The sequence below is a fragment of the Stenotrophomonas sp. GD03930 genome (assembly GCF_029839665.1).
In the GTDB taxonomy this organism is placed as follows: domain Bacteria; phylum Pseudomonadota; class Gammaproteobacteria; order Xanthomonadales; family Xanthomonadaceae; genus Stenotrophomonas; species Stenotrophomonas forensis.
Map to the genome: position 1 here is coordinate 2,003,197 of NZ_JAOCAV010000001.1, position 23,676 is coordinate 2,026,872.

A 23,676-nucleotide genomic window follows, 5' to 3' on the forward strand; every position below is an offset into this window, starting at 1 on the left:
GGTCTCCTTGATCAAACGAAACTAAGACAGGCAATGCCTGCTGCGATGAGGGCGGTGCCAGACCAGCGCGTTACCGATGCGACATCGCCTAGTAGGAGGGCGCCGACGCCCAAGTTTCCAAGTAGCCCGATTCCTGCCCAGGCTGCAGAGGCCGCGCTGATCGGAATCCGCTTGAGCGCGAACCACAAAAGTGCGCCGCTGGCCGCCATGCACGTCACTGCCACACAGAGGCCGACCCAGCGCATCGGACCGCCCGCCGTGATGGCCCGCAGGCCCAGTGGATAGCCCGCTCCTAGAACCCCTGCGGCAATGACAATCGACCAGGATTTCCAGATCAGCGGATGGGTGCTGAATCGCATAAGCCTAGCGAGACATACGCATGAAGCGTGGGTGCATACGAATTCTGAGAATGCGCAGCACGCGGCGGCTCGCAAGAGACTCATGAGCGATCTCCATGCGCGGTGGCGACACTCAGGTTCCACGGCCCAATTCGCTTGATTCCAAACAGGACTTCGTAAAGCAGCGGAATCAAGCCCAACGTCACCAGCGTTCCGAGTGCCAGCCCACCGATCATCGCGATCGCCATCCCTTTCCATAATGGTCCGGAGAAGAGCATGAGTGGCACCAGTCCCGAAATGCAGGTGACCTTGGTCATCACGATTGGACGAAGCCGTTGTATCGCGGCCCCAACCAAGGCTTCATGGCGTGGCAGGCCTTCCGCTAGCCCCTGGTCGATGCGTTCCAGCAAGAGCACGGCGTTGTTGACAATGATCCCGAACAGGGCCAGTACGCCGAAGGTCGCCATGAAGCTGAAAGGTGTGCCGGTCAGCTTCAGAGCCAATACCACGCCGATAAGCGTGAAAGGGATCGTCGCGAGGATCACACCGAGCTTGCGGAAAGAATTGAACTGCCATACGAACAGCATCAGCATCGCCAGAAATGCGAGGGGCATGTAGGTCGACAGCGCGGCGTTCGATTCGGCGGCTTCCTCGATCTCGCCGCCAAGTTCAACCGAGTAGCCCGCGGGCAGGTCCAGGGCAGCGACGCTAGGCGCCAGGCGGTTGATGATCTCCTGGGCGGTGTAAGAGGTGTTCTGTCCTTGCACGGTGATCGTGCGGATGAGATTGCGCCGTTGGATGACCGAGGGCTCGCTCGCGAGCGATACGTCTGCGACCTGAGCCAGCGTCACCGCTGGACCGCCGTTGGTGGGATAGATGAGCGTCGCGCCTACGTCTGCCGTGCTGCGACGCTCGCTTACGATACTGCGCAGGACGATCGGGACGGAGGTGTCACCGTCGCGAATAACCGAGATCGATCTGCCGCTGTAGCGGACATCCAGCCCGCCAGCGATGTCTTCAGTCGTCACGCCCGCCCGACGCGCGCGGTCCTGGTCGACCCGTACGTCGATGCGGCCAACGCGCGTATCCCAATCGTTCTTGACGTTGATGGTGCCGGGCAGCTTGCGCAGCGCTGCTTCGATTTTGGACGCGGCCCCCAACAATACCTCCTCATCCGGACCGCTGACGCGATAAATGGCAGTCCCTGACTCGGTCGCACCGAGCGAGAAACGCTTGGGCTCGGCGCGCACGTCGCCATGTGCTTGCGCAAAGTAGCTGCGGGTGCGGGCGAGGACGGCGTCGATGTCGCTCTTCGGCTTCAATGTGACAACGAAGTACGCGATGTTCGATGCCGGCAGTGGTGGATTCAGGCTAAGGATGAAGCGCGGGCCACCATCGGCGACGTAGCCGATGTGATCGGAGACTTCTGGATTGATGTTCGTGTCGCCCAGCCAACCACTGATCTGCTTCACGCGGGCGAGCGTTTCGCGCGAGTCGGTACCGGGGGCGAGCTGCACCGGAATCTGGAACTGAAGCCGGTCGGACTTGGGCATGAAATCGTACGGCAGGGTGGTGAAGCCATACAGCGCAATGGCAAGCGCCGCGATCATCGACGCTACATAGACCGCCTTATGGTGGAGCACCCACTCCAGTACGCGCCGGTAGCCACGGTAGAAGCGGGTGTCATAGGCGTCGCCCTGCTCCTGCTTGTGATGGGGTTTGGCGAAGTGGTAGCACAATAGGGGCGTGACAGTCAGGCACAGCAGCCACGAAGCGAACAACGTCAGTGCCAGCACGACCACGAGATTGTGCAGATACTCGCTCGTGGCGTTCTGGCCAAAAAAGAACGGCGAGAACACGATCACGATCACGAGCGAGGACGTGAGCAGCGGAATGGCGAGCGTGCGGCCCGCCTCGAGGCAGGCATGCTTACGATCTTCGCCACCGGCCAGGCGGCGTTCGATGTCTTCGGCAATCACAATGCCGTTGTCCACCAACAAGCCGAGCGCAATGATGATGGCGCCCATCGAGACGTTCTGAAGCTCGATGTTCATCGCGCGCATGACGATGAGTGCACTGAGGATCGTCAACGGCACGATCATGCCCACGATGATCCCGGTGCGCCAACCGAGAAATAGCACGACGACACCGAGGACGACGATGATCGTCTCCATCATGACGTGGTTCATTTTGCCCATCTCGTGCTTGACGACATCGGCCTGGAAAGTGACGTATGACAGATCGAAACCCGCCGGCAGCAGCTTCTCCTGGTCTGCAACCCGTGCTTTGAGCGCTTTTCCGAACTGCTCCACGTTCTGACCGGAGGCCATCGAAACCGCCATGACGACAGCGGGCTGGCCTTTGTAGATGGCAGCAGATTCCGGCGGATCGGCTGGCCGCACACTCACCTGCGCCAGTTCACCCAATGCGATCGTCGGCACGGGCGCCGTACTACTTTGCGGTCGTGGCAGCGCGATCGGCATTGCTCGCAGGGAGGGAGCGTCACGCACTTCGCCACTGACCGCCAAGGTTGCATTGATGCCGCCGACAACAATTTGTCCACCCGAAGCGACGACGTTCTGTTTGACGAGTTGGTCGATCACCCCCTGTGGTGTCAGCTCCAATCGCGCGAGCCTAGGCCGATCGAATTCGAGATAGACGCGCTCTTCCTGCAGGCCGTAGAAAGTGATGCGCTCAATACCAGGCACGGTGTACAGGCGGTCGCGCATCTGCTTGAGCGCGACGCGCATCTCGCTCATGGAGTAACCTGGTGCAGTGACCGCAATCGAGGCAACCGCGACGCGGCCGAAGTCTTCGTCGACGAAAGGCCCCATCGTGCTCTGTGGTAAGGCATCCTTCGAATCGGCGACCTTGGCCCGGACGCGCTGCCAGATCGGTGCCAAGTCGGTGTAGCGGTCCCAGATCGTGACCTGGATCATGGCGCTGCCTGCGCGCACGGTGCTCGTCACGCGCTTGACCTCTGCCAGTTCGCGCAAGCGCTCCTCGATCGGCCGGGCAATGAGTTGCTCAACGCGTTCGGCGGGCAGCCCCGGGTTCAACGCCGTGACCATCGCATCGCGGACCGTGACAGTCGGCTCCTCCTGAGAAGGAAAATTCAGGAAGGTCGCGATGCCGGCGACGAAAATGATGAGCGCTACAAAGTAGGTAAGTCGACTGGCGCGCAGCGCCATCTCGGTGATCTTCATGATGAAGTAACCTGGTGGATCGCGTTAGCGCTTGGTCAATTGAGTGGTGGCTTCCAGTGGTGTCACTGGCTGTCCATCGGTGAGCCATCCTCCTCCGGCGGCAACCACCGTCTCGCCGGGCTTGAGTCCAGCGAGGACGCGCGCGCTGTCTCCTTCCTGTACCGGCGTGAAGCGCACCGCGCGACGGTGCACCTTCTTATCTTCAGGGGTGTAGACGAAGACGGAAGCCTCGCCCGGCTTCGTGCCGAGCACCAGCGAGGCATAAGGTATGGATACAGTCTCGGGCCGAGAGGTCTTGGAGGTTGCCGCAGGTGCGTCGAGCACGACCTGTACGGGAATACCTGGCCGAAGTGCGCGCGCTTGCGCGTTATCTTCAGGCACTAGCACCACGGGTAGGAGCGAGCCATTTTCGGCGCGCAGACCGACACGACGTACCACCGCTCGGATTGGTTGTTCGGCTCCGCTCCAGCTCAGTTCTGCGCGTTGGCCGACATCTATGTGAGGTGCCTGTGTAGTAGACGCGTTCGCGATGATCTCAGTGCCACTGCGCACGCCGTCGACCTGAAATACCGGCGCACCAGCAGCAATGTCGGTGAACGCCAAAGCCAGCTTTTCCGCCACGACACCATCGAAAGGAGCGACGATCATCGTGCCACGTTGTGCTCGTTCGGCCAGGCCAAGCGCCGCCTTGGCAGTGCGCGCTTGACCCTCTGCGACCGCTAGCTGCGCCTTCGCGCTCTCGAACGCAGCAGGGGAGATGACTTCGCTTTCGAGCAACCGGCGCTGTTGATCTGTCTGTACACGTCGATCCATCAGGCCGGCTTCGGCGGCCGCCAGGGATGCTTGCGCTTGTGTCACGCGAAGCCGGTCAGGTTGCGCATCAAGTTCTGCCAGGACTTGGCCGCGGGAGAACCGTTCACCCACGTCGACGTTCAACTTGGCGATCCGTCCTCCTGTTTCAAATCCTAGGATGCTGCGCTCGGTTGCTCGCGCCGAGCCAGTCAATTCGATGCGAGAGCTATGCGGGAGATCCGACTGCGCGGCGGCGAGCTTCACTGCGCGCGGAGGCTCGGATACGGTGGATTGCGAGTTTCCGCACCCTGAGAGCAGAGTCGAAATGGATAGTGTGCAAGCAACCGCCAAGGAGCGCGGTGCGCACGCGGTCATGACACCGCTACGGACGCGACTCATGTGCGTCCTTTTGCCGGGACAAGTTCGAGATGGCCCGAGGCGAGATCCTGGAGCGCCCGAAAGAAATGCCGCCGCTCTGCGGGTGCGAGTATTGGCAAACCCAGAAGATCGGCGAACAGGGCGCCATCCAATGCCAGCATGATGAGTGCCGCGGTCTCGGTGCCACGCGGGGATCGACGCACGCGTTCGTACTGCACGCGGTAACACTCGCGCAGTGGGTCGAGAAGTGTTGGATCTTCCGCAGCTGCCGCGAGCAGCGCTGCGCCCATCTTCTGCATCTCGTCGTCGGGCATCGCTTCCACCTGGCTCGACAGCCAGGGGTCCGGATCTCCGGCAAACCTGCGCTCGTGATTGGCTTGTACCGCGTCGAACGCCCGGATCATCTCGTCGATCAGTGTCACGAACAAATCGCGTTTGGTCTTGAAGTGATAGAGAAACGCCCCTTTGCTCAACCCGGCCCGCACAACGACGGCGTCCAGTGTCAAGCGACTGGCACCTTCCTCCAGCACCAGTTCGCGGGCGGCCTGCAGGATGCGGTCGCGAGTTCGCTGGGCTCCTTGCTGGAGGCCGGGCTGCGCATCGGCGCTGCTATGGGCAGTGGACGGGGGGGGCAACTTTGTTTTCGCGCGGGGCGGCATGGTCGTGCTCCAAAAAAGCTTGAGTCATATACAGTCCAGACGGTATAGTAGAAGCCATACAACAGTCCGTCAAGACTTTTTCGGAGCGCAAGGAGCTGCCATGTCTCAAATTCTTGAACGCTATCGCCTCATTGCCATGATTTCTCCGCTACTGCTTCTTGCGGCCTGCAGCCATGCCCCGCACTCTGCCGATCCACCTCGCCTGGATGTACCGGCCCATTTCTCAAATGAAGAGGGAGGTGAAGGCATCTTGGACAAATCGTCCCGCCGTACTCTTCCCGTCGATTGGTGGACGGCCTACGGCGATCCGCACCTCAATGCCTTGGTCCGGGCGGCGCTGGAGCGCAATACCGAACTGACGATTGCGCGAGCGCGCGTGGACGAGGCATCGGCCGCCACGCGGCGAGCACGGGCCTCCCTGCTCCCCTCGTTGTCCGCGGGCACGCAGGCAACTCGAGGACGCGACTATTCAGGGAACGTTGCAATCGGCAATGATGGCCGCGCCACGTTGTCCGCATCGTGGGAGGCAGACCTGTCGGGACGGCTTTCGCAGGCAGCAGAAGGTGCGCGCCTGGATGCGGTGGCAGCCGAACAAGCGTGGGTTGCCACGCGGTGGCAGGTCGCGTTTGAAACAGTGTCGGCGGCTGTGCAGCAGCGCCAAGCCAGTGAGCTCGAAGCGCTAGCCGCGGCGCGGCTGGCATCCGCAGAACGACTCGTCTTGCTGATGCAACGGAAGTTCGAGGCCGGACAAGCTACCGGCTTCGACATCGAGCGTACCCGCGCCGGCGTCGTCGCACTGCGCGTGGAGCAAGAGCAACTGCGGCGTGCGCGCGGCGAGGCGACGCATGCACTCGATGTACTAGTGGGACAAACGCCCGGAGCGCCTGCAGCTTCCCCAACTCTTGCGTCGCTCGCCGTCCCGGACTGGACACCGACACGCATACCTGCGGACCTGCTGAGTGAGCGGCCCGACGTGCGCGCCGCCGAAGCGAAGTTCGCCGCCGAAACCGCGCGCTGGAACGCAGCCGAAGGCGAACGCTTCCCCAGGCTGGTGTTGGACCTGAGCGGCGGACGGCAGCGCGTAGAGAGTGTGGGAACCCGCATCACTGGAAACATTTTTTCACTTGGGGCCGGGGTGTCGTTGCCGATCTTCGATGGTGGCGCGATCCGTGCCGGCATCGAGACCGGAGAGGCGCGCAGCCGAGCTGCCCGTGCGGAGTTCGAGCGCACTTTGTTGAGTGCTTTGCAGGACGTAGAGAACGCATATCTCGGTTGGCATACGCAGCACGCAGCACTGGAGCATCAGGCCGAGGGTGTCGCAGTCGCGGAGCGTCAGCTCGATCGCAGCCGACGTCTGTTCGAGGCGGGACAAGTGGACGCCACGGTGGTGGCCGAGGCTGAGGCCGGGGTGCTGTCAGCGCAGGCTTCGCTGATCCGCACGCGGGCCGAGACAGCCATGCAATGGGGCGTCCTGGCAAAAGCATTATCCGGCTCTCCTGTTTGATCGCAGAAACATGCTGGAGCAGCTTGCGAAGGCTAGCTAAATAGCGTGACGCAAGGCGAAGGTGGTGAGGCCTGAGTGATGAGGAATGCGAACATGGAAATTCGACACCTGCGCTACTTTCTGGCGGTGGCAGAGGAGCTGCACTTTGCCCGAGCCGCAGAGCGCCTCCACATAGAGACATCGCCGCTGTCGCGCGCCATCAAGGAACTTGAGGAAGAGTTGGGCGTAGCGCTATTTGCGAGAACCACTCGGAGCACCCGCTTGACTCGTGCGGGCAGGCTCTTCTTTGAGAGCGTGCCGCGTGTCTTCGCAGCTTTGCAGCAGGCGCGCGACAGTGTGAACGCCGCAGCCAATGGCTTTCATTGCCAGCTCCGTATTGCATTGTCTGATGGAATCACGCCATCGCGCCTGCCTGCGTTGTTGGCGCTCTGCCGGCAGGAAGAGCCGGAAGTGGAAGTTCGCTTCTTCGAGGTGCCTTTGGCACAGCAAATCAAGGGATTGTGTGGCGAACTGTACGATCTCGGCTTCGCTCAATCGGATGAAGTCGGCGAAGGCATCATCGCCGTGCCGGTGTGGAGTGACCCTCTGATGGTAGCTGTGCCCGCACGGCACCCCTTGCTATCCCACAAACAGATTCCCCTAGAAGAGCTGTTGCGGTATCCGCTGGTGCTCTGCGACGCGGTGGCGTGTGAGGGCCATGCTCGGCAAGTTGAACGGGTGCTACGTCGCGTGGACATAGAGCCACTGATTGCCGAACGCGTGACTTCCAGCGATCTAATGATGGTCCTGGTTTCGGCGGGACTTGCACTAGGCCTCACAGGAGGCGCGCATATCACAGCCAGCAGGGAACAGGGGGTGGTCGCACGGCCGCTGACTGGACGTTCGCCAATGCTCACGACCTATCTACTACGGCCGGCCAGCGAGCCGTCAGAAATGCTGACTCGCTTCATGGAACGCGTTCATTCGATCAAATCTCCAGATGCCAAAGGTCGGCGGTAAACCATCACACAATCTCCCAAAGAAAATTAACCATGAAGAAGATTGCTCTCATATTGCTTTCCTCGACATTGGCAGCCTGCAGCCCATCTGGGAAACCAGATAAAGCCAACCTTCCGACAGTCGATGAATTAGCGCTCAATCCTGAGCGTCTGAAAGAGTTGCGCAAGCAATGCAAGTTGGATCGACCAATGCTGGGCGACCAACTATGTAACCGGGTTGCCGAGGCTACGCGAAAGCGCTTTTACGAAGATGGCGATGTGCCCCACACCACGCCTAAAGAGCCGCCGAAGTTCTAAGCTGGTGGTCATGCCGGAGTATGTATGCCGGATATGAAAAATTTGAAGGAGAATCGCAATGGGTTGGATCTATCTTGTTTTGGCTGGATTGTTTGAAATCGGATGGCCGGTCGGGCTGAAAATGGCGCAAGAGCCAACATCGCGTTGGAGTGGGGTCGCAGTAGCCGTCTCTTTCATGACAATTAGCGGCGCCTTCCTATGGCTTGCTCAGCGTCAGATACCGATTGGGACTGCTTATGCGGTGTGGACGGGTATCGGAGCGGCGGGAACTTTCTTAGTCGGAATTCATTTCTATGGCGACCCAACCTCCCTGATGCGATACCTTGGCGTGGCGTTGATCATCCTGGGCGTTATCACGCTCAAGTTATCGAGTTGATCGCTAGCTCCATTGGTAGCGTAGTCGCTAGGCGACCCAGCTCCCAGAGTGGATCGGGCGCTGGGAACTCGTACGGTCACCTCCTCTCTCTAGTCGCTATGTGACGAGCTTGCCGGCGCCTCGGGAGAGTTCGAGCCAGTGCGCGTAAGGCGGTGGGAGCACCCATTCCGGGTGGCTCCACCTTCAGTGCCTGCGCCAAGGTGACCTGAGTACGAACTTTGTAGCCAGTCAGGCAGTGAGTTCGGAGGGGATGCTATCGGATTGGATCCAGTTGCGCCGGATCGTCGCCGGCGGTTTGTAAGCATGCGCGCTATGCGGCCGCTGCTCGTTGTAGAACTGTCGCCAACGTTCGATCAGCACCTTCGCTTCGGTCCGACTGCGGAACCATTCGCGGTTGAGCAGTTCGTCGCCCATCGTTGCCTGCGAAGTCAGGACCAGCAGAATCCTGAGGGGAGTTCTCATCATGGTTTTCTCCGTTCAGACGCTTGGGATCAAGCGGCCGGAGACCACTACGCCTGCTTGGCTTTGCGCGCTGCCTCGACCAAGCTGTCGAGCCAGTCCTGATGGCCGTTGATCATCGGGTTGGGTTTGGCGTTGTGCAGCTCCTCGGCCGGTTTGCCCTTCTGAGTTTCCTGCGTGAGGATGCGCACGCGCCTGCCGTCCAGGTTCTCAACCAGCCAGGCGTGATGCACATCCAGGCGCGTATCTGTGCCTTCCTCGCCGGACCAGCCGTGCCAGGCCACGCGGCCGGGTTGCCCATCCGCAGGTGGCACGTATTCGTTGCACTGCCCCTCTACCGGGAAGCCGAAGGTCTCGAAGTAAAACCGATCGCCGTCGGCCAGTACCGGGCCTTTGCCGTCATGAAAGCACACGTTAGCCGAGTTGGCGTAGTAGCTTGGCCACAGCGATGGTGTGACGAGTAGAGGCCATACGTCGGCCGCGCTCAAGCCGGCGGCGATGATCTCATTGGAGGCGAAATTCTCAGTAAAGCCCGGCGTGTAGCCTTCGGGCCAGAGGATGGCGTTCTGTTGCTTGCTCATATCGAAGCTCCTTCACAAAATGTCGATGACGCAACAGGGGTGGCTGCGTCATTCAAGTGGTCATGGAGCAAATCATGAGCCTCCATCTGCAATAAGTGAAATCCTAAGTTTCTATTTTTGATATCATAAAATATGATATCAAGGCCTAGGTTCTGCCATCCACCGACTAGGCTATCTCGCAGCGGCGCTACGAAAGGGCGCGTCTCCAATTGAGCCGACTGATTGCTTATTTGTAGTGCGAGGTAGAGTTGTGCTGAGCATGACGATAGGAGCGATCTTGCCTACTTGTTGTTAGCACAGGAAGTGAACAGCAGTGCTCGTATCCAGCGATGTGCTGGATCGTGATGGGTGCGTTCGTGCCAAGCAGCCGTCTTGGTGAACCCCGGTATCTTCACCGGCGGCAGGGAGATAGCCAGCTTGTCCATACCGGCGACCAAGCGGCTCGGCAAGATCGCAACCATGTCACTGGCACGCAGGATGTCTGGCAAGATCAGAAAGCTCTTGACCGACAGTGTGACGCTGCGTCGTTTGCCCAACTGTTCTAGCGCATCGTCGGTGACGCCGCGGAAACCTCCACCATCGTAGGAAACAAGCGCATGGTCGAGAGCACAGAACTGTTTAACGGTCAGCTTGCGCCCCATAGCCGCAGGATGGTCTTCCCGCAGGACACACACATAGTGTTCCTTGAACAGCTCTCGGGCATGCAGATTTGGCGGAGTGATCTCTGGCGTCAGGAGGGCTAAATCGATCTGACCGCGCTCAAGCTGGTTCTGTAGCTGCCCGCTCTCGACTGGCACTAATGAGACTCGTACACGCGGTGCGTGCCGTTTAAGTGCCGATAGAAATGGGACAGCAACGGCACGCAGCGCATAGTCCGTCGCGGCGATGGAGAAGGTCAGTTGTGCGGTGGCCGGATTGAAGGAAGGTGGCTGGAGCAGCGCGTCGATTTCGGCGAGCACCTGCTTGACAGGCATCCCTAGATCCAGCGCCCGCTGCGTTGGAACGATACCCCGCTGCGAGCGCGCGAAAAGCGGGTCACCGAAGCTCTCGCGCAACCGCGTCAGCATGCCACTCAAGGCCGGCTGGGTTAGTCCCAGACGGGCCGCCGCCCGTGTCACATTGCGTTCGTCTAACAATGCGTCCAGCGCCTTGAGCAAGTTGAGATCCATACTCTTGATATTTTTCATTTTTATTCCAATCTTAAATATCATCGTTTTTCATGATATCTAAATATTGCCTATGAGTGGAAGCAAGGCCCATTGACGGCTTTTTTTGGGTAACTTGCTTGGAACTCTGTATGCGCCGCAGTGCGCTTTCGCTTGCGGCGCTTTTCTTTGACTCGCCACCGCGCTCATTCTTTCTTTTCCCTCGACCATTGTGCTGCGAACGGTCTTTGACCGGCACTAGCCCAGAACCGATCCTGACGCCTGCGACACCCCCTGTGCAACGCTTTCAATGAGACACCAGCGCAGGAGAAATCGGAGGACAGGTCATGCAAGGGACGAACGTTCTGTTCGGCCAGATCGCTGTGGTAATCGGCATCGTGATCGCCGGCGTCTGGGGCGCCACACAATGGACAGCAGCGACCCTTGGCTATCAAGTACGCCTCGGATCGCCCTGGTTCGATCTTCTAGGTGTACCGGTTTATCACCCGTGGCGCTTGTTCGAATGGTGGTTCTTCTTTGATGCCTACGCGCCGCACGTCTTCGACACAGGCGGTGCGATTGCGGGTGGTAGCGGTTTGTTCGCTTTACTCGTCGCCATCGCCATGTCGGTATGGCGTTCTCGGCAGTCGCGGCTGGTTACGACTTATGGTTCGGCACGCTGGGCCGATGCCGTCGACATCCGCAAAGCTGGACTGACCCTCCCGGCGGGCGTCTTCCTCGGCCAACACGACGACCAATACCTCCGACATGAGGGGCCGGAACATGTCCTGAGCTTCGCACCCACGCGCTCGGGCAAGGGCGTGGGCTTGGTGGTGCCTACGTTGCTTTCGTGGCCGGCGTCCGCCGTCATTCACGACATTAAGGGAGAGAACTGGAAGATCACGGCGGGCTGGCGTTCGCGCTTTTCGCACTGCCTGCTTTTCAACCCCACCGATAGGCAGTCGGCCGCCTACAACCCGCTGCTTGAAGTCCGGCGCGGCGCACATGAAGTGCGCGACGTGCAGAACATCGCCGACATTCTGGTTGACCCTGAAGGTGCGTTAGAGAAGCGCAATCATTGGGAGAAGACCAGCCACGCGCTACTGGTCGGTGCAATCTTGCATGTTCTGTACGCAGGCGAGGACAAGACGCTGCGCGGCGTCGCCAACTTCCTCAGCGACCCGGCGTGTCCGTTCGAGCTGACGCTGCACCGGATGATGACGACGAAGCACCTGGGCGATGCGCCTCACCCGGTTGTCGCATCCGCTGCCCGCGAAGTGCTCAACAAGTCGGACAACGAGCGATCGGGCGTGCTCTCCACCGCCATGTCGTTTCTCGGCCTGTACCGCGACCCGACCGTGGCCGAAGTCACATCGCGCTGCGATTGGCGCATCGCCGACCTGATTTCCGCCGAGCACCCGGTATCGCTCTATCTGGTGGTGCCGCCCTCCGACATAAGCCGCACCAAGCCGCTGATCCGGCTCATCTTGAACCAGATCGGGCGGCGGCTGACCGAATCGCTCGACGGCAGCGATGGCATCGCGCGCCGGCACAAGCTGCTGCTGATGCTGGACGAGTTTCCGGCGCTGGGTCGCCTCGATTTTTTCGAGTCCGCGCTTGCCTTCATGGCCGGCTACGGCATCCGCAGCTTTCTCATCGCTCAAAGCCTGAACCAGATCGACAAGGCGTATGGGCAGAACCATTCCATCCTCGACAACTGCCATGTCCGGGTGACTTTCGCCACCAACGACGAAAGGACGGCGAAAAGGATTTCCGAAACCCTCGGCACCGCCACCGAGCTTCGCGCGCAGCGCAACTACGCGGGCCACCGCCTCGCTCCGTGGCTGGGGCACCTGATGGTGTCGCGTCAGGAAACTGCACGTCCGCTGCTGACGCCCGGCGAGGTGATGCAGCTTCCACCTGAGGACGCCGTAGTCATGGTGTCCAGCGTTGCCCCGATCCGCGCGAAGAAGCTGCGTTACTACGTCGACGCCAATTTCAAGGATCGCGTCCTGCCACCGCCCGTGCTCGCAGTCGGGAGGTACGCCGACGCGCCGCCAGCCCGCCCCGACGACTGGAGCGGCTTGGCGATCCCGGCCGTACCTACGGCGCCGACCTCGGTATCCGCCGATGGTCCGGGCGGCACCGATGACGGCGGCCCGCGCCGCCAGCTCGAACTCTCCGAAACCGTCGCCTACGAGCCCGAGTTGGACGCGTGTGCGAACGACCTGGAGCTGCTCGATGACGACGACCTGGCGCTCCCGCTTCCCGGCCAGCTCGACCCGGCCATGCAGCGCACGGCCCGGCTGGCTTCTCTCGACCCCAACGACGGAATCGACCTATGAGCCAATACCGCCTCAATCTTTTCATCCAGCCCGAGCACGCCAAGCGCCTGGATGAACTTGCCGCCAAGAAAGGCGTGTCCAAGTCCTCCATCGTCGCAGCGGCCTTGGCGTCCTGGCTGTCACCCGATGCGGGCGACCAGCGTGAGGCCGCCATTGCCAAGCGGCTGGATCGACTGTCGCGGCAGACCGAACGCATGGAGCGCGACCAGAACATCCAGATCGAAACGCTGGCGCTGTTCATCCGCTATTTCTTGACCATCAGCACGCCGGTGCCAGAAGCCCACAAGGACGCGGCCCGCGCCCAGGGCAAAGCGCGCTTCGAGCAGTTCGTCGAGCAGTTGGGTCGCCACCTGCTGCGTGGCCGCAGTCTGGTGCGCGACGTGGTGGAGGAACTGCACCCCGATCCGATGCGGATGGATGACGCAGCAGCGATGGCGTCCGCCGATGAGCGAGCTGCAGAGCGTGCGTCATGAGTGCCGTTCCGCAGATTCCGCCTGAATCTCGCTCATCCGCCGCGGCGTCCCAGGATCGCCGCATCCAGATGCTGCGCACGGCGATGGGGCCGCTGATCGCCGCTGCGCTCGAAGATCCGGATGTTGTGGAAATCATGCTCAACCCCGATCGCACCCTGTGGGTGGATCGGCTGTCGTCGGGTCGCTCGCCGCTGGGCGTGGAGATGCCCGAGGCCGATGGTGAACGCATCATCCGCCTGGTCGCCGCGCATGTCGGCGCGGAGGTGCATCGCGGCCAGCCGCTCTTGACCGCCGAGTTGCCGGAAACCGGCGAGCGTTTCGAGGGCATCCTGCCTCCGGCCGCCCCGGGGCCAGCCTTCGCGCTACGCAAGCGGGCCGTGAGCATCATCGGCCTGGATCGCTACGTGGCCGACGGCATCCTGACCGCCGGGCAGGCCGAGTTCCTGCGCCGCGCCGTGCGCGAGCGGCAGAACATCCTGATCGCCGGCGGCACCAGCACCGGCAAGACCACGCTGGCGAACGCGCTGCTGGCCGAGATCGCCGCCACAGGCGACCGCGTGCTGGTGCTCGAAGACACCATCGAGCTGCAATGCGCGGCCCGCGACCATGTGCCGCTGCGCACCCGCGCCGGCGTCGTCACAATGACCGAGCTGGTGCGGGCCACGATGCGCCTGCGGCCTGACCGCGTGATCGTCGGCGAAGTGCGTGGCGGCGAAGCCCTGGACTTGGTGAAGGTCTGGGGCACCGGCCACCCCGGCGGCATTGCCACCATCCATGCCGGCTCCGCCTTGGGCGCACTGCTGCGTCTGGAGCAACTGATCCTCGAAGTGGCAGTGAATCCGCCCCGCGCCCTGATCGCCGAGGCGGTCAACGTGGTGATTCACATCGCAGGCCGTGGCCGCAAACGTCACGTCGAAACCATCTCCCGTGTCGTCGGCTTCGACGGTGCGGGCTATCGCCTGACAGATGCGCTGGAAACGCCGTTTCCCGAGCTGCCGCCGGTTCCTCTTGCAGCCGCTGCCGCTGCGCCTTCCTCGACCCCTGACCAACCTGGAGAACTGCCATGACGCACGTTGATGCTTTCCGTCTTTCCGTAAATCCTATTTCTCGCCTGTCCAGCATGGCGCGGCTGCGCCACCTGGCCCGTCCCGCAGGGCAAGGGCTGCTGCTGGCCGCGCTGATGCTGTTGCTGGCGGGCACGGCGCAGGCCGCCGGTTCCTCGATGCCGTGGGAAGGGCCGCTGACCTCCATCCTCGAATCCATCCAAGGGCCAGTCGCCCGGATCGTGGCGGTGATCATCATCATCTCGACGGGGCTTGCGCTGGCGTTCGGTGATACCAGCGGCGGCTTTCGCAAGCTGATCCAGATCGTGTTCGGCCTGTCCATCGCGTTCGCCGCGTCCTCGTTCTTCCTGTCGTTCTTCAGCTTCTCCGGAGGGGCCGTCGTATGAGTAAGGCCACCGATCTTCCGGGCTTTGAAGTGCCGCTGCATCGCTCGCTGACCGAGCCGATCCTGCTGGGCGGTGCGCCGCGCACCGTGGCGATTGCCAACGGCACGCTAGCCGCCGCCGTCGGGCTGGGCCTGCAACTGTGGATTCCCGGCGTGGTGCTCTGGATCGTCGGCCACTCGCTGGCCGTATGGGGTGCGCGCGTCGATCCGCAGTTCATGCAGGTCTTCGCGCGGCATATCAAACACCGCCCGCTTCTGGACGTGTGAGGGGAGGACGCCATGCTGAACCTTGCCGAATATCGTCAGCGCCCGGCCTTGCTTGCCGACTGGCTGCCCTGGGCCGGGCTGGTCGCGCCGGGCGTTGTGCTGAACAAAGATGGTTCGTTTCAACGCACGTTCCAGTTTCGCGGCCCCGACTTGGACAGTGCGACACAGGGCGAGCTGATTGCCACGTCGGCGCGGCAGAACAACGCGCTTCGCCGTACCGGGTCTGGCTGGGCCTTCTATATCGAGGCCGAGCGGATGCGGGCATCGAGCTATCCGCAATCCTCCTTTCCCGAACCACTGTCCTGGCTGGTGGATGAGGAGCGACGCGCGGCGTTCGAGGAGTCGGATGGCCATTTCGAGAGCGTCTATCACTTCACGTTGCAACACCTACCGCCGCAAGAGTCTCGCGCCCGTGCGGCTGGGATGCTGTACGAGAACCGGCCCACTGAGGGTGTGGACTGGCGTGGTCGGCTTGATTCCTTCGTGGCAGAGACCGATCGCGTGTTCGACCTGCTCGATGGTGTGATGCCGGAGATTGCCTGGCTGGACGATAGCCAGACGCTGACCTACCTGCATGCCACAGTCTCCACGCGGCGCTATCGCGTCGGCGTGCCCGACGTGCCGTTCCATATCGACGCACTGCTGGCCGATGCCGCGCTGGTCGGCGGCCTGGCGCCCATGCTGGGCGATCAGCACCTGCGCGTGGTGTCGGTACGAGGCTTCCCGACCTCGACCTGGCCGGGGATCTTGGACGACCTCAACCGCCTGGGCTTTGCGTATCGCTGGAGTACGCGCTTCCTGTGCCTGGACAAAGCCGAGGCGGAACGGGAATTGGGGCGCTTGCGGCGCCAATGGTTCGCCAAGCGCAAGAACGTCATCGCGCTGCTGCGCGAAACGATCTTTCAGCAGGAAAGCCCGCTGGTCGATACCGATGCCAGCAACAAGGCCGCCGACGCCGATGCCGCCTTGCAGGAGCTGGGCAGCGATCAAGTCGCCTTCGGCTACCTCACCGCCACGGTGACGGTGCTCGACGCCGACCCGGCCGTGGCCGACGAGAAGCTGCGCATGGTGGAGCGCGTCATCCAGGGCCGGGGTTTCGTGACCATCCCCGAAACCCTCAACGCAGTCGATGCCTGGCTGTCGTCCGTCCCCGGCAACGCATACGCGAACGTGCGTCAGCCCATCGTTTCGACGCTGAACCTGGCGCACATGATGCCGATGTCAGCGGTATGGGCTGGGCCGGAGAAGAACGAACACCTCGATGGCCCGCCGCTGATCGTCACCCGCACCGATGGCGCGACGCCGTTCCGGCTGGTGACGCACATCGGCGACGTGGGGCACACCCTTGTCGCCGGGCCGACCGGCATGGGCAAGTCGGTGCTGCTCGCCATATTGGCCATGCAGTTCCGGCGCTACTTCGGCTCGCGGATCTTCGCCTTCGACATGGGGCGCTCGATGCGCGCCACCATCCTCGGCCTTGGCGGTGAGCACTACGACCTCGGTGCCGATGGCGGCATCGCCTTCCAGCCACTCGCGCGAATAGCCCACGAGGGCTACCGCACCTGGGCCGCCGAATGGGTGGAGGGCCGGCTGCTGCACGAAGGCGTGACGGTCGGCCCGGACGAGAAGGCTGCCATTTGGTCGGCGCTGCGAAGCCTTGCCGGTGCGCCAGTGGAGCAGCGCACCATGACCGGCTTGTCGGTGTTATTGCAGTCCAACGCGCTGCGCCAAGCGCTCGCGCCCTATGTGTTGGGCGGCGCCCACGGCAAGCTGCTGGACGCTGACCACGACCGGCTGGGCATGGCCGACGTGCAGGGCTTTGAGATGGAAGAACTGATGCACAGCCCCGCCGCCGTGCAAGCAGTGCTGCGCTACCTGTTCGCCCGCTTCGACGAACGTTTTGACGGCGCGCCCACGCTGCTGATCCTCGATGAAGCGTGGCTGTTCCTCGATGAGCCGTCCTTCGCGGCCCGCATCCGGCAATGGCTCAAGACGCTCAGAAAAAAGAACGTCAGCGTCATCTTTGCCACGCAGTCGCTGGCCGACATCAAGGACTCGACCATCGCGCCAGCCATCATCGAAAGCTGCGCGAGCAGGATCTTCTTACCTAACCCGCAGGCCACCGAGCCGCAGATTCGCACGATCTACGAAGGCTTCGGCTTGAACAGCCGCCAGATTGAGATCGTGGCGACCGCACAGCCCAAGCGCGATTACTACTACCAGTCGCGCCTCGGCAATCGCCTGTTCGACCTCGACCTGGGGCCTGTCGCGCTCGCATTCGCGGGCGCATCCACCCCTCAAGACCAACGCGATATTGACCGCGTGCTGACGCAGGCCGGCGCTCCCGGCTTCGCCGGCGCGTGGCTGCGCCATCGCGGCCTCGGCTGGGCCGCCGACCTGCTGCCGTCCGCTCCGGCGGCAGCTTCCTTTCTCGCTTCTCAACCGCTGGAGGTTTCACCATGAAGACCAAGCCCCGTTTGCTCTCTGTCTCACTCGCTGCCGTGCTGTCGGTATCGCTGCTGGCCGTGCAGCCCGCATCCGCGCTGACGGTGTTCGACCCGTCCAACTTCGTGCAGAACACGCTGACCGCCGTGCGCACGCTGGAACAGATCAACAACCAGATCAACCAGCTTCAGAACGAGGCGCAGATGTTGATGAACCAGGCCAGGAACCTGGCAAATCTCGACTTCAACATCGTCAACCGCCTGCGCTCGACGCTCGCCACCACCGAGCGCCTGATCGCCGAGGCGCGCGGCTTGGCCTACGACGTGCAGAGCATGGATGCCACGTTCGCCCGCCTGTACCCGGAACAGTACGCCGCCACCATCAGCGGCGACCGCATGGCACAGGACGCCCGCGAACGCTGGCAGAACACCTTGAACGGCTTGCACACCGCGATGCGGATGCAGGCGCAGGTGTCGCAGAACCTCGCCCAAGACGAAAGCGCGCTGGCCGATCTCGTGAGCCAGAGCCAGTCGGCCACCGGCGCGCTGCAAGCGATGCAGGCGACGAACCAGCTCCTGGCTTTGCAGGCCAAGCAGTCGATCCAGGCGCAGCAGCTCCAGATCACGCAAGACCGGGCCGCTTCACTGGAACTGGCGCGGCAAGCGGCGGCTATGGAGCGCGCCCGCGAAGTGCGGCGGCGCTTTCTGGGCACCGGCACGCCGTACACGCCGCAGTCCGTCAACTTCTATAACAACTGACCGGAGGCGGCCATGCGATGCGCTTCCGTCCTGATGGCCGTGCTGCTGACCGCGTGCGGCCAGCAGCCGGCCGAGAACCTGGCCGACGCCCTGGCCGCAGATCCGGTGCGGCTCAAGGCGTTGCGCGGGCAATGCGCGGCCGACCGGCAGGCCGTGGGCGAGGATGCCTGCCGCGCCGCCGCTGAAGCCTTCCGGCGGCGCTTCTTCGCCGGCCATACCGGGCCGGATGAATACAACTCGCTGGCTGAACTCCCGCCGATTCCGCCGAGCTTCGATACGCCCGCAGATGAATTGCCAGAGGGCGCCGTTCCGCTCACTCCGCCCGAGGATTCGCCATGAACGACGTGACCATCATCGACCGTTTCCTCGATACGTTCTCGCGCTACATCGACTCGGGCTTCGGCTTATTGCAGGGCGAAGTGGCATTTCTCACCGCCACGCTCATCGTCATCGACATGACGATCGCTGGCCTGTATTGGGCCATGAGCCACGCCACCGGCCAGGGCGACGACGTGATCGCCAAGCTGCTGCGCAAGGTGCTCTGTGTCGGCGCGTTCGCCTACATCATCGGCAACTTCAACTGGCTGGCGAGCATCGTGTTCCGCTCGTTCGCCGGCTTGGGAATTACCGCTACCGGCTCGGCCATCACGATGGAGAACTTCCTTCAGCCGGGCCGGCTGGCGAAGACCGGCATCGACGCAGCCGCGCCGATTCTGGAACAGATCGGGGACATGGCTGGGTTCCCCGAGGTGTTCGTGAACATCGACCCTATCGTGGTTCTGTTCATCGCCTGGCTGGTGGTGATCCTCTGCTTCTTCGTGCTGGCCGTACAGCTTTTCATCACGCTGATCGAGTTCAAACTGACTACGCTCGCCGGCTTCGTCTTGATCCCGTTTGCACTCTGGAACAAGACCTCGTTCCTCGCGGAAAAGGTGCTAGGCAACGTGGTGTCGTCAGGCATCAAGGTCTTGGTGCTGGCCGTCATCGTCGGCATCGGTTCAGGCCTGTTCGCCGAGTTCCAGGTGCATCCCGACGAACCATCCATCGACCACGCGCTGGTCGTGATGCTGGCCTCGCTCGCGCTGCTGGCGCTGGGCATTTTCGGCCCCGGTATCGCCACCGGCCTGGTGTCCGGTGCGCCACAGCTTGGTGCGGGCGCGATGGCTGGTGCTGCGGTCGGGGCTGTCGGCACCGGCGTTGCCATCGGCGCCGCCGTAACGGGCGTGGGCGGCGCCGTCATGGCCGGGGCACGAATGGCCCCGGCGGCCGCAAAGCTGGCCGGTGCCGGTGCGCGTGCCGCGACTTCGGCGGCCGGCAGTGCCCGATCGGCGTTCCAGGCCGGTTCCGCTGCGGCCGGCGGCGGTGCCAAGGGCGCGGCGGCTGGCCTCGGCAATGTCGCCAAGACTGGCGCACAAGCCGCAGGCCGCAGCGTCACCTCTGGTGCTTCCGCTGTTGGGCAGAAGGTGGCCGACTCCTTCCGCGCTGGCTGGAACGGCACAGAAGCCGGCAGCGACGGTGCTGGCCCCGGCCAGACCGCAGACGGCACCGCAGGCTCGCAGAAGCAACAGCAACCGGCCTGGGCCAAGCGGATGCACCGCCGCCAGCAGGCTACCCATGCCGCGACCACTGCCGCCCACACGCTGCGCGGCGGCGACGGCGGCGGCTCCGGGCAAGGCCCGAGCCTGCGGGATTCCGATACCTAACCTTCAAGGAGAACACCCATGCGATTCAAACGACCGCAGGTGCGCTACGCCGATACGCCGCAGCCTGCCACCCCGTATCAAGCCGCCGCCCAGGTGTGGGACGACCGTATCGGCTCCGCCCGCGTGCAGGCGAAGAATTGGCGCCTGATGGCCTTCGGCTGCCTAGTGCTCGCGCTGTTGATGGCCGGCGGCCTGGTGTGGCGCTCGGCGCAGTCCATCGTGACGCCCTATGTCATCGAGGTCGATCAAGCCGGGCAGGTGCGCGCCGTGGGAGAGGCCGCCACGCCGTACCGGCCCGGCGACGCGCAGATCGCGCACCACCTGGCGCGCTTCGTGACGCTGGTTCGCTCGCTGTCCATCGACCCCATCGTGGTGCGGCAGAACTGGCTCGATGCCTACGACTACACCACCGACAAGGGCGCGGCGGTGCTCAACGACTACGCCCGCACCAATGACCCATTCGCCCGCATCGGCAAGGAATCGGTAACGGTGCAAATCACCAGCGTGGTTCGCGCGAGCGACACGTCTTTCAACGTGCGCTGGACAGAGCAGCGCTATGTCAACGGTGCGCCCGCCGGCACCGAACGCTGGAACGCCGTGCTTTCGACCGTCCTGCAAACCCCGCGTACTGAACAGCGCCTGCTCAAGAACCCATTGGGTATCTACGTCAACGGCCTGTCATGGAGCCGCGAACTGGATTCTTCCGAAGGAGCCAAACCATGAAACTTCGTTTCCGCCTTTACGTTGTTCCTTTGACGCTGCTGGCCCTCGCGGGCTGCGCCTCGCAGGGGAAGCCGCCGCCATCCATCTCGCTCGACGAGACGGTGCTGGCCCAGCCGTTGCCCGAACCGCCCAAGCCCGTCGAAGTCGTCGCCGTCCCTGAACCGCTGGCGCTGCCGGCGCAGTTGAAGCCCCTGCCGGAACTCGATGAGGCCCCCGTTGCGCCGGAGCCGGCCGACGAAAAGGTGCGCGTTTCCCGTGCCAATGCAGAAGCGCGTATCGCGCCTACCCGTGAGGGCTACGTCAACGCGATTCAGGTGTGGCCGTTCACCGATGGCGCGCTTTATCAGGTCTATGCGTCGCCGGGGCGCGTGACGGTGGTTTCGCTTCAACCGGGCGAGGAACTGGTAACGGTCGCCGCCGGCGATACCGTGCGCTGGATCGTGGGCGACACGTCCAGCGGCGGCGGGGCCGATCTGCGCGTCAATGTGCTGGTCAAGCCTATCCGCTCCGGTCTGAAAACCAATCTCGTCATCACCACCAGTCGGCGCACCTACCTGCTGGAGCTGACCTCGACCGAGAGGGCATGGATGGCGTCGGTGTCCTGGGACTATCCGAAAGACCGAATGCTCGCGTTGCAGCGCCAGGCGCAGGCAGCGCAGGCAACAACGCCTGTCGATACGGGCCTGTCGCTGGACAAGATCCGCTTCCGCTACGCGGTATCGGGCAGCAACCCGCCGTGGAAGCCTCTGCGCGCCTTCGATGATGGAGAGAAGGTCTATATCCAGTTCCCGCCGGGCATCGCCCAGGGCGAGCTGCCGCCGCTGTTTGTCATCGGCGCGCAGGGCGACGGGCAACTGGTGAACTACCGTTTTCGCTCGCCGTACTACGTCGTGGATCGCCTGTTCGGCGCGGCCGAACTGCGGCTGGGCGGCGATGGCGGCGACGTGGTGCGGATCGAGCGCACCGATGGTGTTGCACGGAGGAACTGACCATGAGCCAGGATGACACTCCCGACCTTGCCGCGCCGCAGGCGGACAAGGTGGCGCCGGAGGCAGTGGCGCTGCGCGCCCAGCCGCGTCCAGTCACACGCCTGAACCGGCGCTCGCTGGCCATCCTTGCCGGCGTCCTAGCGGTCGCCGTGCTCGGCGCGCTGATGTGGTCGCTGCAACCTCATCGACGCAGCACAGGCGAGCAGACCGAGCTTTACAACGTCGATCGCGTGTCAAAGTCGGAAGGACTGGATGCGCTGCCGACGGACTATTCCAAGCTGCCGCCGGCGTTGCTGCCAGCCGTTCCCGAACTAGGGCCACCGCTGCCGGGCGATCTTGGCCCGGCTATCGTGAAGTCGCAGCAACCGGCGACGGCTGCCTACGCGGCCCCCGGTCACGACCCGAACGATGCCCTGCGAAAAGAAGCCGAGGCGGCCGCGGCCTCGTCCGTGTTCTTCCGCTCGGGTGGGCAGAATGCGGCGCCGGTAGCGCAGACACAGGTGGCCGCTGCGCCGGGCTTCGCCGCCAATGCGGCGTTTGACCCGCTGGCGGCCGGGCCGGCCTCCACGGCGGCCCAACCTGCTGACCCGACAGCGGTGCAAAACCGGCAAGACCAGAAAGAGGCTTTCATGAAAGCTGGCCCCACTGAAACCCGTAATTCCGGCAATCTGACTCTGCCAATTTCGCCGTATCAGGTTATGGCCGGAACAGTGGTCGCAGGTGCCTTGGTGACGGGCATCAAGTCGGACTTGCCCGGCGACGTGATCGCCACGGTGACGGAGCCGGTCTATGACACAGCCACCGGGCGCTTCCTGCTGATTCCGCAGGGTTCGCGCATCCTGGGCAAATACAACAGCCAGGTCAGCTACGGGCAGAGCCGCGTTCAAGTCGTCTGGAACCGGATCATCCTGCCGGACACGTCTTCGCTCACGCTCGACAACCTGGCCGGCACCGACCCAGCCGGCTATGCCGGGCTGGAGGACGATGTGGACTACCACTGGGGCCGCATCTTTGCCGGTGCGGCACTCACCACGCTGCTGGGCGTCGGTGCCGAGCTGGCCGCGCCGGAGAACCGGCAGGATGGTGATCGCGTCATCATCGCTGGGCGCGACAGCGCGCAGGACAGCATCAATCAGGTCGGCCAGGAGATGACCCGGCGCAACCTCAACATCCAGCCGACCTTAACGCAACGGCCGGGCCTGCCGGTTCGCATCATCGTCAACCGGGATCTGGTGCTGCGGCCGTACCAGCCGCTGTTCTTCAACCGGGGGACTTCACGATGAGCACGACCAAGAAGCTGCGGCTCGGCCCGCTGCCGAAGACCGAGAGCACCAAGCTGACTTTCGTTTGCCCGACCAGCTTGAAAGTCGACCTCGACCGCTACGCCGCGCTACACGCGCAGGCGTATGGCGAGGCCGTTGATGCGGCGACGCTGATCCCGCATATGCTGGAAGCGTTCATGGCGGGGGATCGAGGATTCAGGAAGGGCACGGCGACCCGCAGCACACCACCGAAGCCGCCATGATTGCACCGCATGCTATTCAACGGCATCCATCGAACGCGCAGCCCAGGCTGCGCGTTCTTCATTCTGGATGCCGCCGAGCCTGTTGGGCTATGATGATGCGACAGGCCCGCCGTTCCTCGGCAATCCAGCACTACACAGTGCGATGCGGCTTTCTCTCCCAACGCTCCTATGTCGCTCCTAGCCGACAACGCCGCTCTTCTTCTAAGCGGCCCCGAAAGGAGCTAACCTACTGTCCCATATACGGTTTCAAGTCCTTCTTGATTTGC

Annotated in this window: 23 protein-coding genes and 1 pseudogene; 17 read left to right on the forward strand and 7 right to left on the reverse strand. The window is 63.1% G+C overall.

What is annotated here, in order from left to right:
* Positions 1-11 precede the first annotated feature (11 nt).
* The 4 genes from N5C18_RS09020 to N5C18_RS09035 all read right to left on the reverse strand — a co-directional run bounded on the left by N5C18_RS09020 (position 12) and on the right by N5C18_RS09035 (position 5,373).
* Entirely contained in the window at positions 12-359 is a 348-nt protein-coding gene (locus N5C18_RS09020; protein ID WP_038421338.1) for an SMR family transporter, read from the reverse strand.
* Positions 360-439: 80 nt separating this feature from the next.
* Positions 440-3,544, reverse strand: a complete 3,105-nt coding sequence (locus N5C18_RS09025) for an efflux RND transporter permease subunit (RefSeq protein WP_003092293.1) — start codon at positions 3,542-3,544, stop codon at positions 440-442.
* 24 nt (positions 3,545-3,568) lie between these two features.
* Entirely contained in the window at positions 3,569-4,600 is a 1,032-nt protein-coding gene (locus N5C18_RS09030; protein WP_225984323.1) for an efflux RND transporter periplasmic adaptor subunit, read from the reverse strand.
* A 131-nt stretch (positions 4,601-4,731) separates the two neighbouring features.
* Positions 4,732-5,373, reverse strand: a complete 642-nt coding sequence (locus N5C18_RS09035; protein ID WP_024944154.1) for a TetR/AcrR family transcriptional regulator — start codon at positions 5,371-5,373, stop codon at positions 4,732-4,734.
* 100 nt (positions 5,374-5,473) lie between these two features.
* On the opposite strand from N5C18_RS09035, the gene N5C18_RS09040 reads away from it, so the two are divergent.
* From N5C18_RS09040 to N5C18_RS09055, 4 genes are all read left to right on the forward strand, one after another.
* Positions 5,474-6,877, forward strand: a complete 1,404-nt coding sequence (locus N5C18_RS09040) for a TolC family protein (RefSeq protein ID WP_225011067.1) — start codon at positions 5,474-5,476, stop codon at positions 6,875-6,877.
* Positions 6,878-6,970: 93 nt separating this feature from the next.
* Positions 6,971-7,876: a LysR family transcriptional regulator gene (locus tag N5C18_RS09045; protein ID WP_000405670.1), complete on the forward strand. Its 906-nt coding sequence runs from the start codon at positions 6,971-6,973 to the stop codon at positions 7,874-7,876.
* Between the two features lie 32 nt (positions 7,877-7,908).
* Entirely contained in the window at positions 7,909-8,172 is a 264-nt protein-coding gene (locus N5C18_RS09050) for an EexN family lipoprotein (RefSeq protein ID WP_000717310.1), read from the forward strand.
* Positions 8,173-8,230: 58 nt separating this feature from the next.
* Complete coding sequence (locus N5C18_RS09055; RefSeq protein ID WP_000539741.1) at positions 8,231-8,548, forward strand: multidrug efflux SMR transporter; 318 nt, start codon at positions 8,231-8,233, stop codon at positions 8,546-8,548.
* A gap of 228 nt (positions 8,549-8,776) precedes the next feature.
* Here N5C18_RS09055 and N5C18_RS09060 read toward each other — a convergent pair.
* The 3 genes and pseudogenes from N5C18_RS09060 to N5C18_RS09070 all read right to left on the reverse strand — a co-directional run.
* Positions 8,777-8,962: pseudogene (locus tag N5C18_RS09060) on the reverse strand (integrase core domain-containing protein); the annotation flags it as partial.
* Between the two features lie 95 nt (positions 8,963-9,057).
* Positions 9,058-9,588, reverse strand: a complete 531-nt coding sequence (locus N5C18_RS09065; protein ID WP_000043569.1) for a hypothetical protein — start codon at positions 9,586-9,588, stop codon at positions 9,058-9,060.
* 281 nt (positions 9,589-9,869) lie between these two features.
* Entirely contained in the window at positions 9,870-10,775 is a 906-nt protein-coding gene (locus N5C18_RS09070) for a LysR family transcriptional regulator (RefSeq protein ID WP_023093368.1), read from the reverse strand.
* Between the two features lie 305 nt (positions 10,776-11,080).
* Between N5C18_RS09070 and N5C18_RS09075 the strand changes: the two genes are divergently transcribed.
* Genes N5C18_RS09075 through N5C18_RS09135 form a run of 13 tightly spaced genes read left to right on the forward strand, consistent with a single transcriptional unit; the run spans position 11,081 to position 23,410 of the window.
* Positions 11,081-13,078 (forward strand): IncP-type conjugal transfer protein TraG, encoded by a 1,998-nt coding sequence (locus N5C18_RS09075; RefSeq protein WP_001163195.1) that lies wholly within the window; start codon positions 11,081-11,083, stop codon positions 13,076-13,078.
* Positions 13,075-13,551, forward strand: a complete 477-nt coding sequence (locus N5C18_RS09080) for a ribbon-helix-helix protein, CopG family (RefSeq protein ID WP_000085131.1) — start codon at positions 13,075-13,077, stop codon at positions 13,549-13,551. The genes N5C18_RS09075 and N5C18_RS09080 overlap by 4 nt, the downstream gene beginning before the upstream one ends.
* Positions 13,548-14,618, forward strand: coding sequence for a P-type conjugative transfer ATPase TrbB (trbB, locus tag N5C18_RS09085; RefSeq protein WP_023093367.1), 1,071 nt, complete (start codon positions 13,548-13,550; stop codon positions 14,616-14,618). Before N5C18_RS09080 ends, trbB begins: the two co-directional genes overlap by 4 nt.
* Positions 14,615-15,001 carry a TrbC/VirB2 family protein gene (locus N5C18_RS09090; RefSeq protein ID WP_000150010.1) on the forward strand — a complete coding sequence of 129 codons (387 nt, stop codon included), beginning with the start codon at positions 14,615-14,617 and terminating at the stop codon, positions 14,999-15,001. Before trbB ends, N5C18_RS09090 begins: the two co-directional genes overlap by 4 nt.
* Positions 14,998-15,267, forward strand: a complete 270-nt coding sequence (locus tag N5C18_RS09095) for a VirB3 family type IV secretion system protein (RefSeq protein ID WP_003092280.1) — start codon at positions 14,998-15,000, stop codon at positions 15,265-15,267. The genes N5C18_RS09090 and N5C18_RS09095 overlap by 4 nt, the downstream gene beginning before the upstream one ends.
* 12 nt (positions 15,268-15,279) lie before the next feature.
* On the forward strand, positions 15,280-17,730 hold the full coding sequence (trbE, locus tag N5C18_RS09100) for a conjugal transfer protein TrbE (RefSeq protein ID WP_000933135.1): 2,451 nt from the start codon (positions 15,280-15,282) through the stop codon (positions 17,728-17,730).
* Entirely contained in the window at positions 17,727-18,470 is a 744-nt protein-coding gene (gene trbJ / locus N5C18_RS09105; protein ID WP_003092277.1) for a P-type conjugative transfer protein TrbJ, read from the forward strand. The genes trbE and trbJ overlap by 4 nt, the downstream gene beginning before the upstream one ends.
* Before the next feature lie 12 nt (positions 18,471-18,482).
* Positions 18,483-18,809: a hypothetical protein gene (locus tag N5C18_RS09110; protein WP_014603538.1), complete on the forward strand. Its 327-nt coding sequence runs from the start codon at positions 18,483-18,485 to the stop codon at positions 18,807-18,809.
* Positions 18,806-20,173 (forward strand): P-type conjugative transfer protein TrbL, encoded by a 1,368-nt coding sequence (trbL, locus tag N5C18_RS09115; RefSeq protein WP_023093366.1) that lies wholly within the window; start codon positions 18,806-18,808, stop codon positions 20,171-20,173. Before N5C18_RS09110 ends, trbL begins: the two co-directional genes overlap by 4 nt.
* Positions 20,174-20,191: 18 nt before the next feature.
* On the forward strand, positions 20,192-20,896 hold the full coding sequence (trbF, locus tag N5C18_RS09120) for a conjugal transfer protein TrbF (protein ID WP_001211312.1): 705 nt from the start codon (positions 20,192-20,194) through the stop codon (positions 20,894-20,896).
* The gene (trbG, locus tag N5C18_RS09125) at positions 20,893-21,885 is read left to right on the forward strand and encodes a P-type conjugative transfer protein TrbG (RefSeq protein ID WP_000776560.1); all 993 of its coding nucleotides are present in this window, start codon (positions 20,893-20,895) and stop codon (positions 21,883-21,885) included. Before trbF ends, trbG begins: the two co-directional genes overlap by 4 nt.
* Positions 21,886-21,887: 2 nt before the next feature.
* Positions 21,888-23,168, forward strand: a complete 1,281-nt coding sequence (locus N5C18_RS09130; protein ID WP_003092274.1) for a TrbI/VirB10 family protein — start codon at positions 21,888-21,890, stop codon at positions 23,166-23,168.
* Positions 23,165-23,410 carry a DUF2274 domain-containing protein gene (locus N5C18_RS09135; RefSeq protein ID WP_000108283.1) on the forward strand — a complete coding sequence of 82 codons (246 nt, stop codon included), beginning with the start codon at positions 23,165-23,167 and terminating at the stop codon, positions 23,408-23,410. The genes N5C18_RS09130 and N5C18_RS09135 overlap by 4 nt, the downstream gene beginning before the upstream one ends.
* The last annotated feature ends 266 nt before the right edge of the window (positions 23,411-23,676 follow it).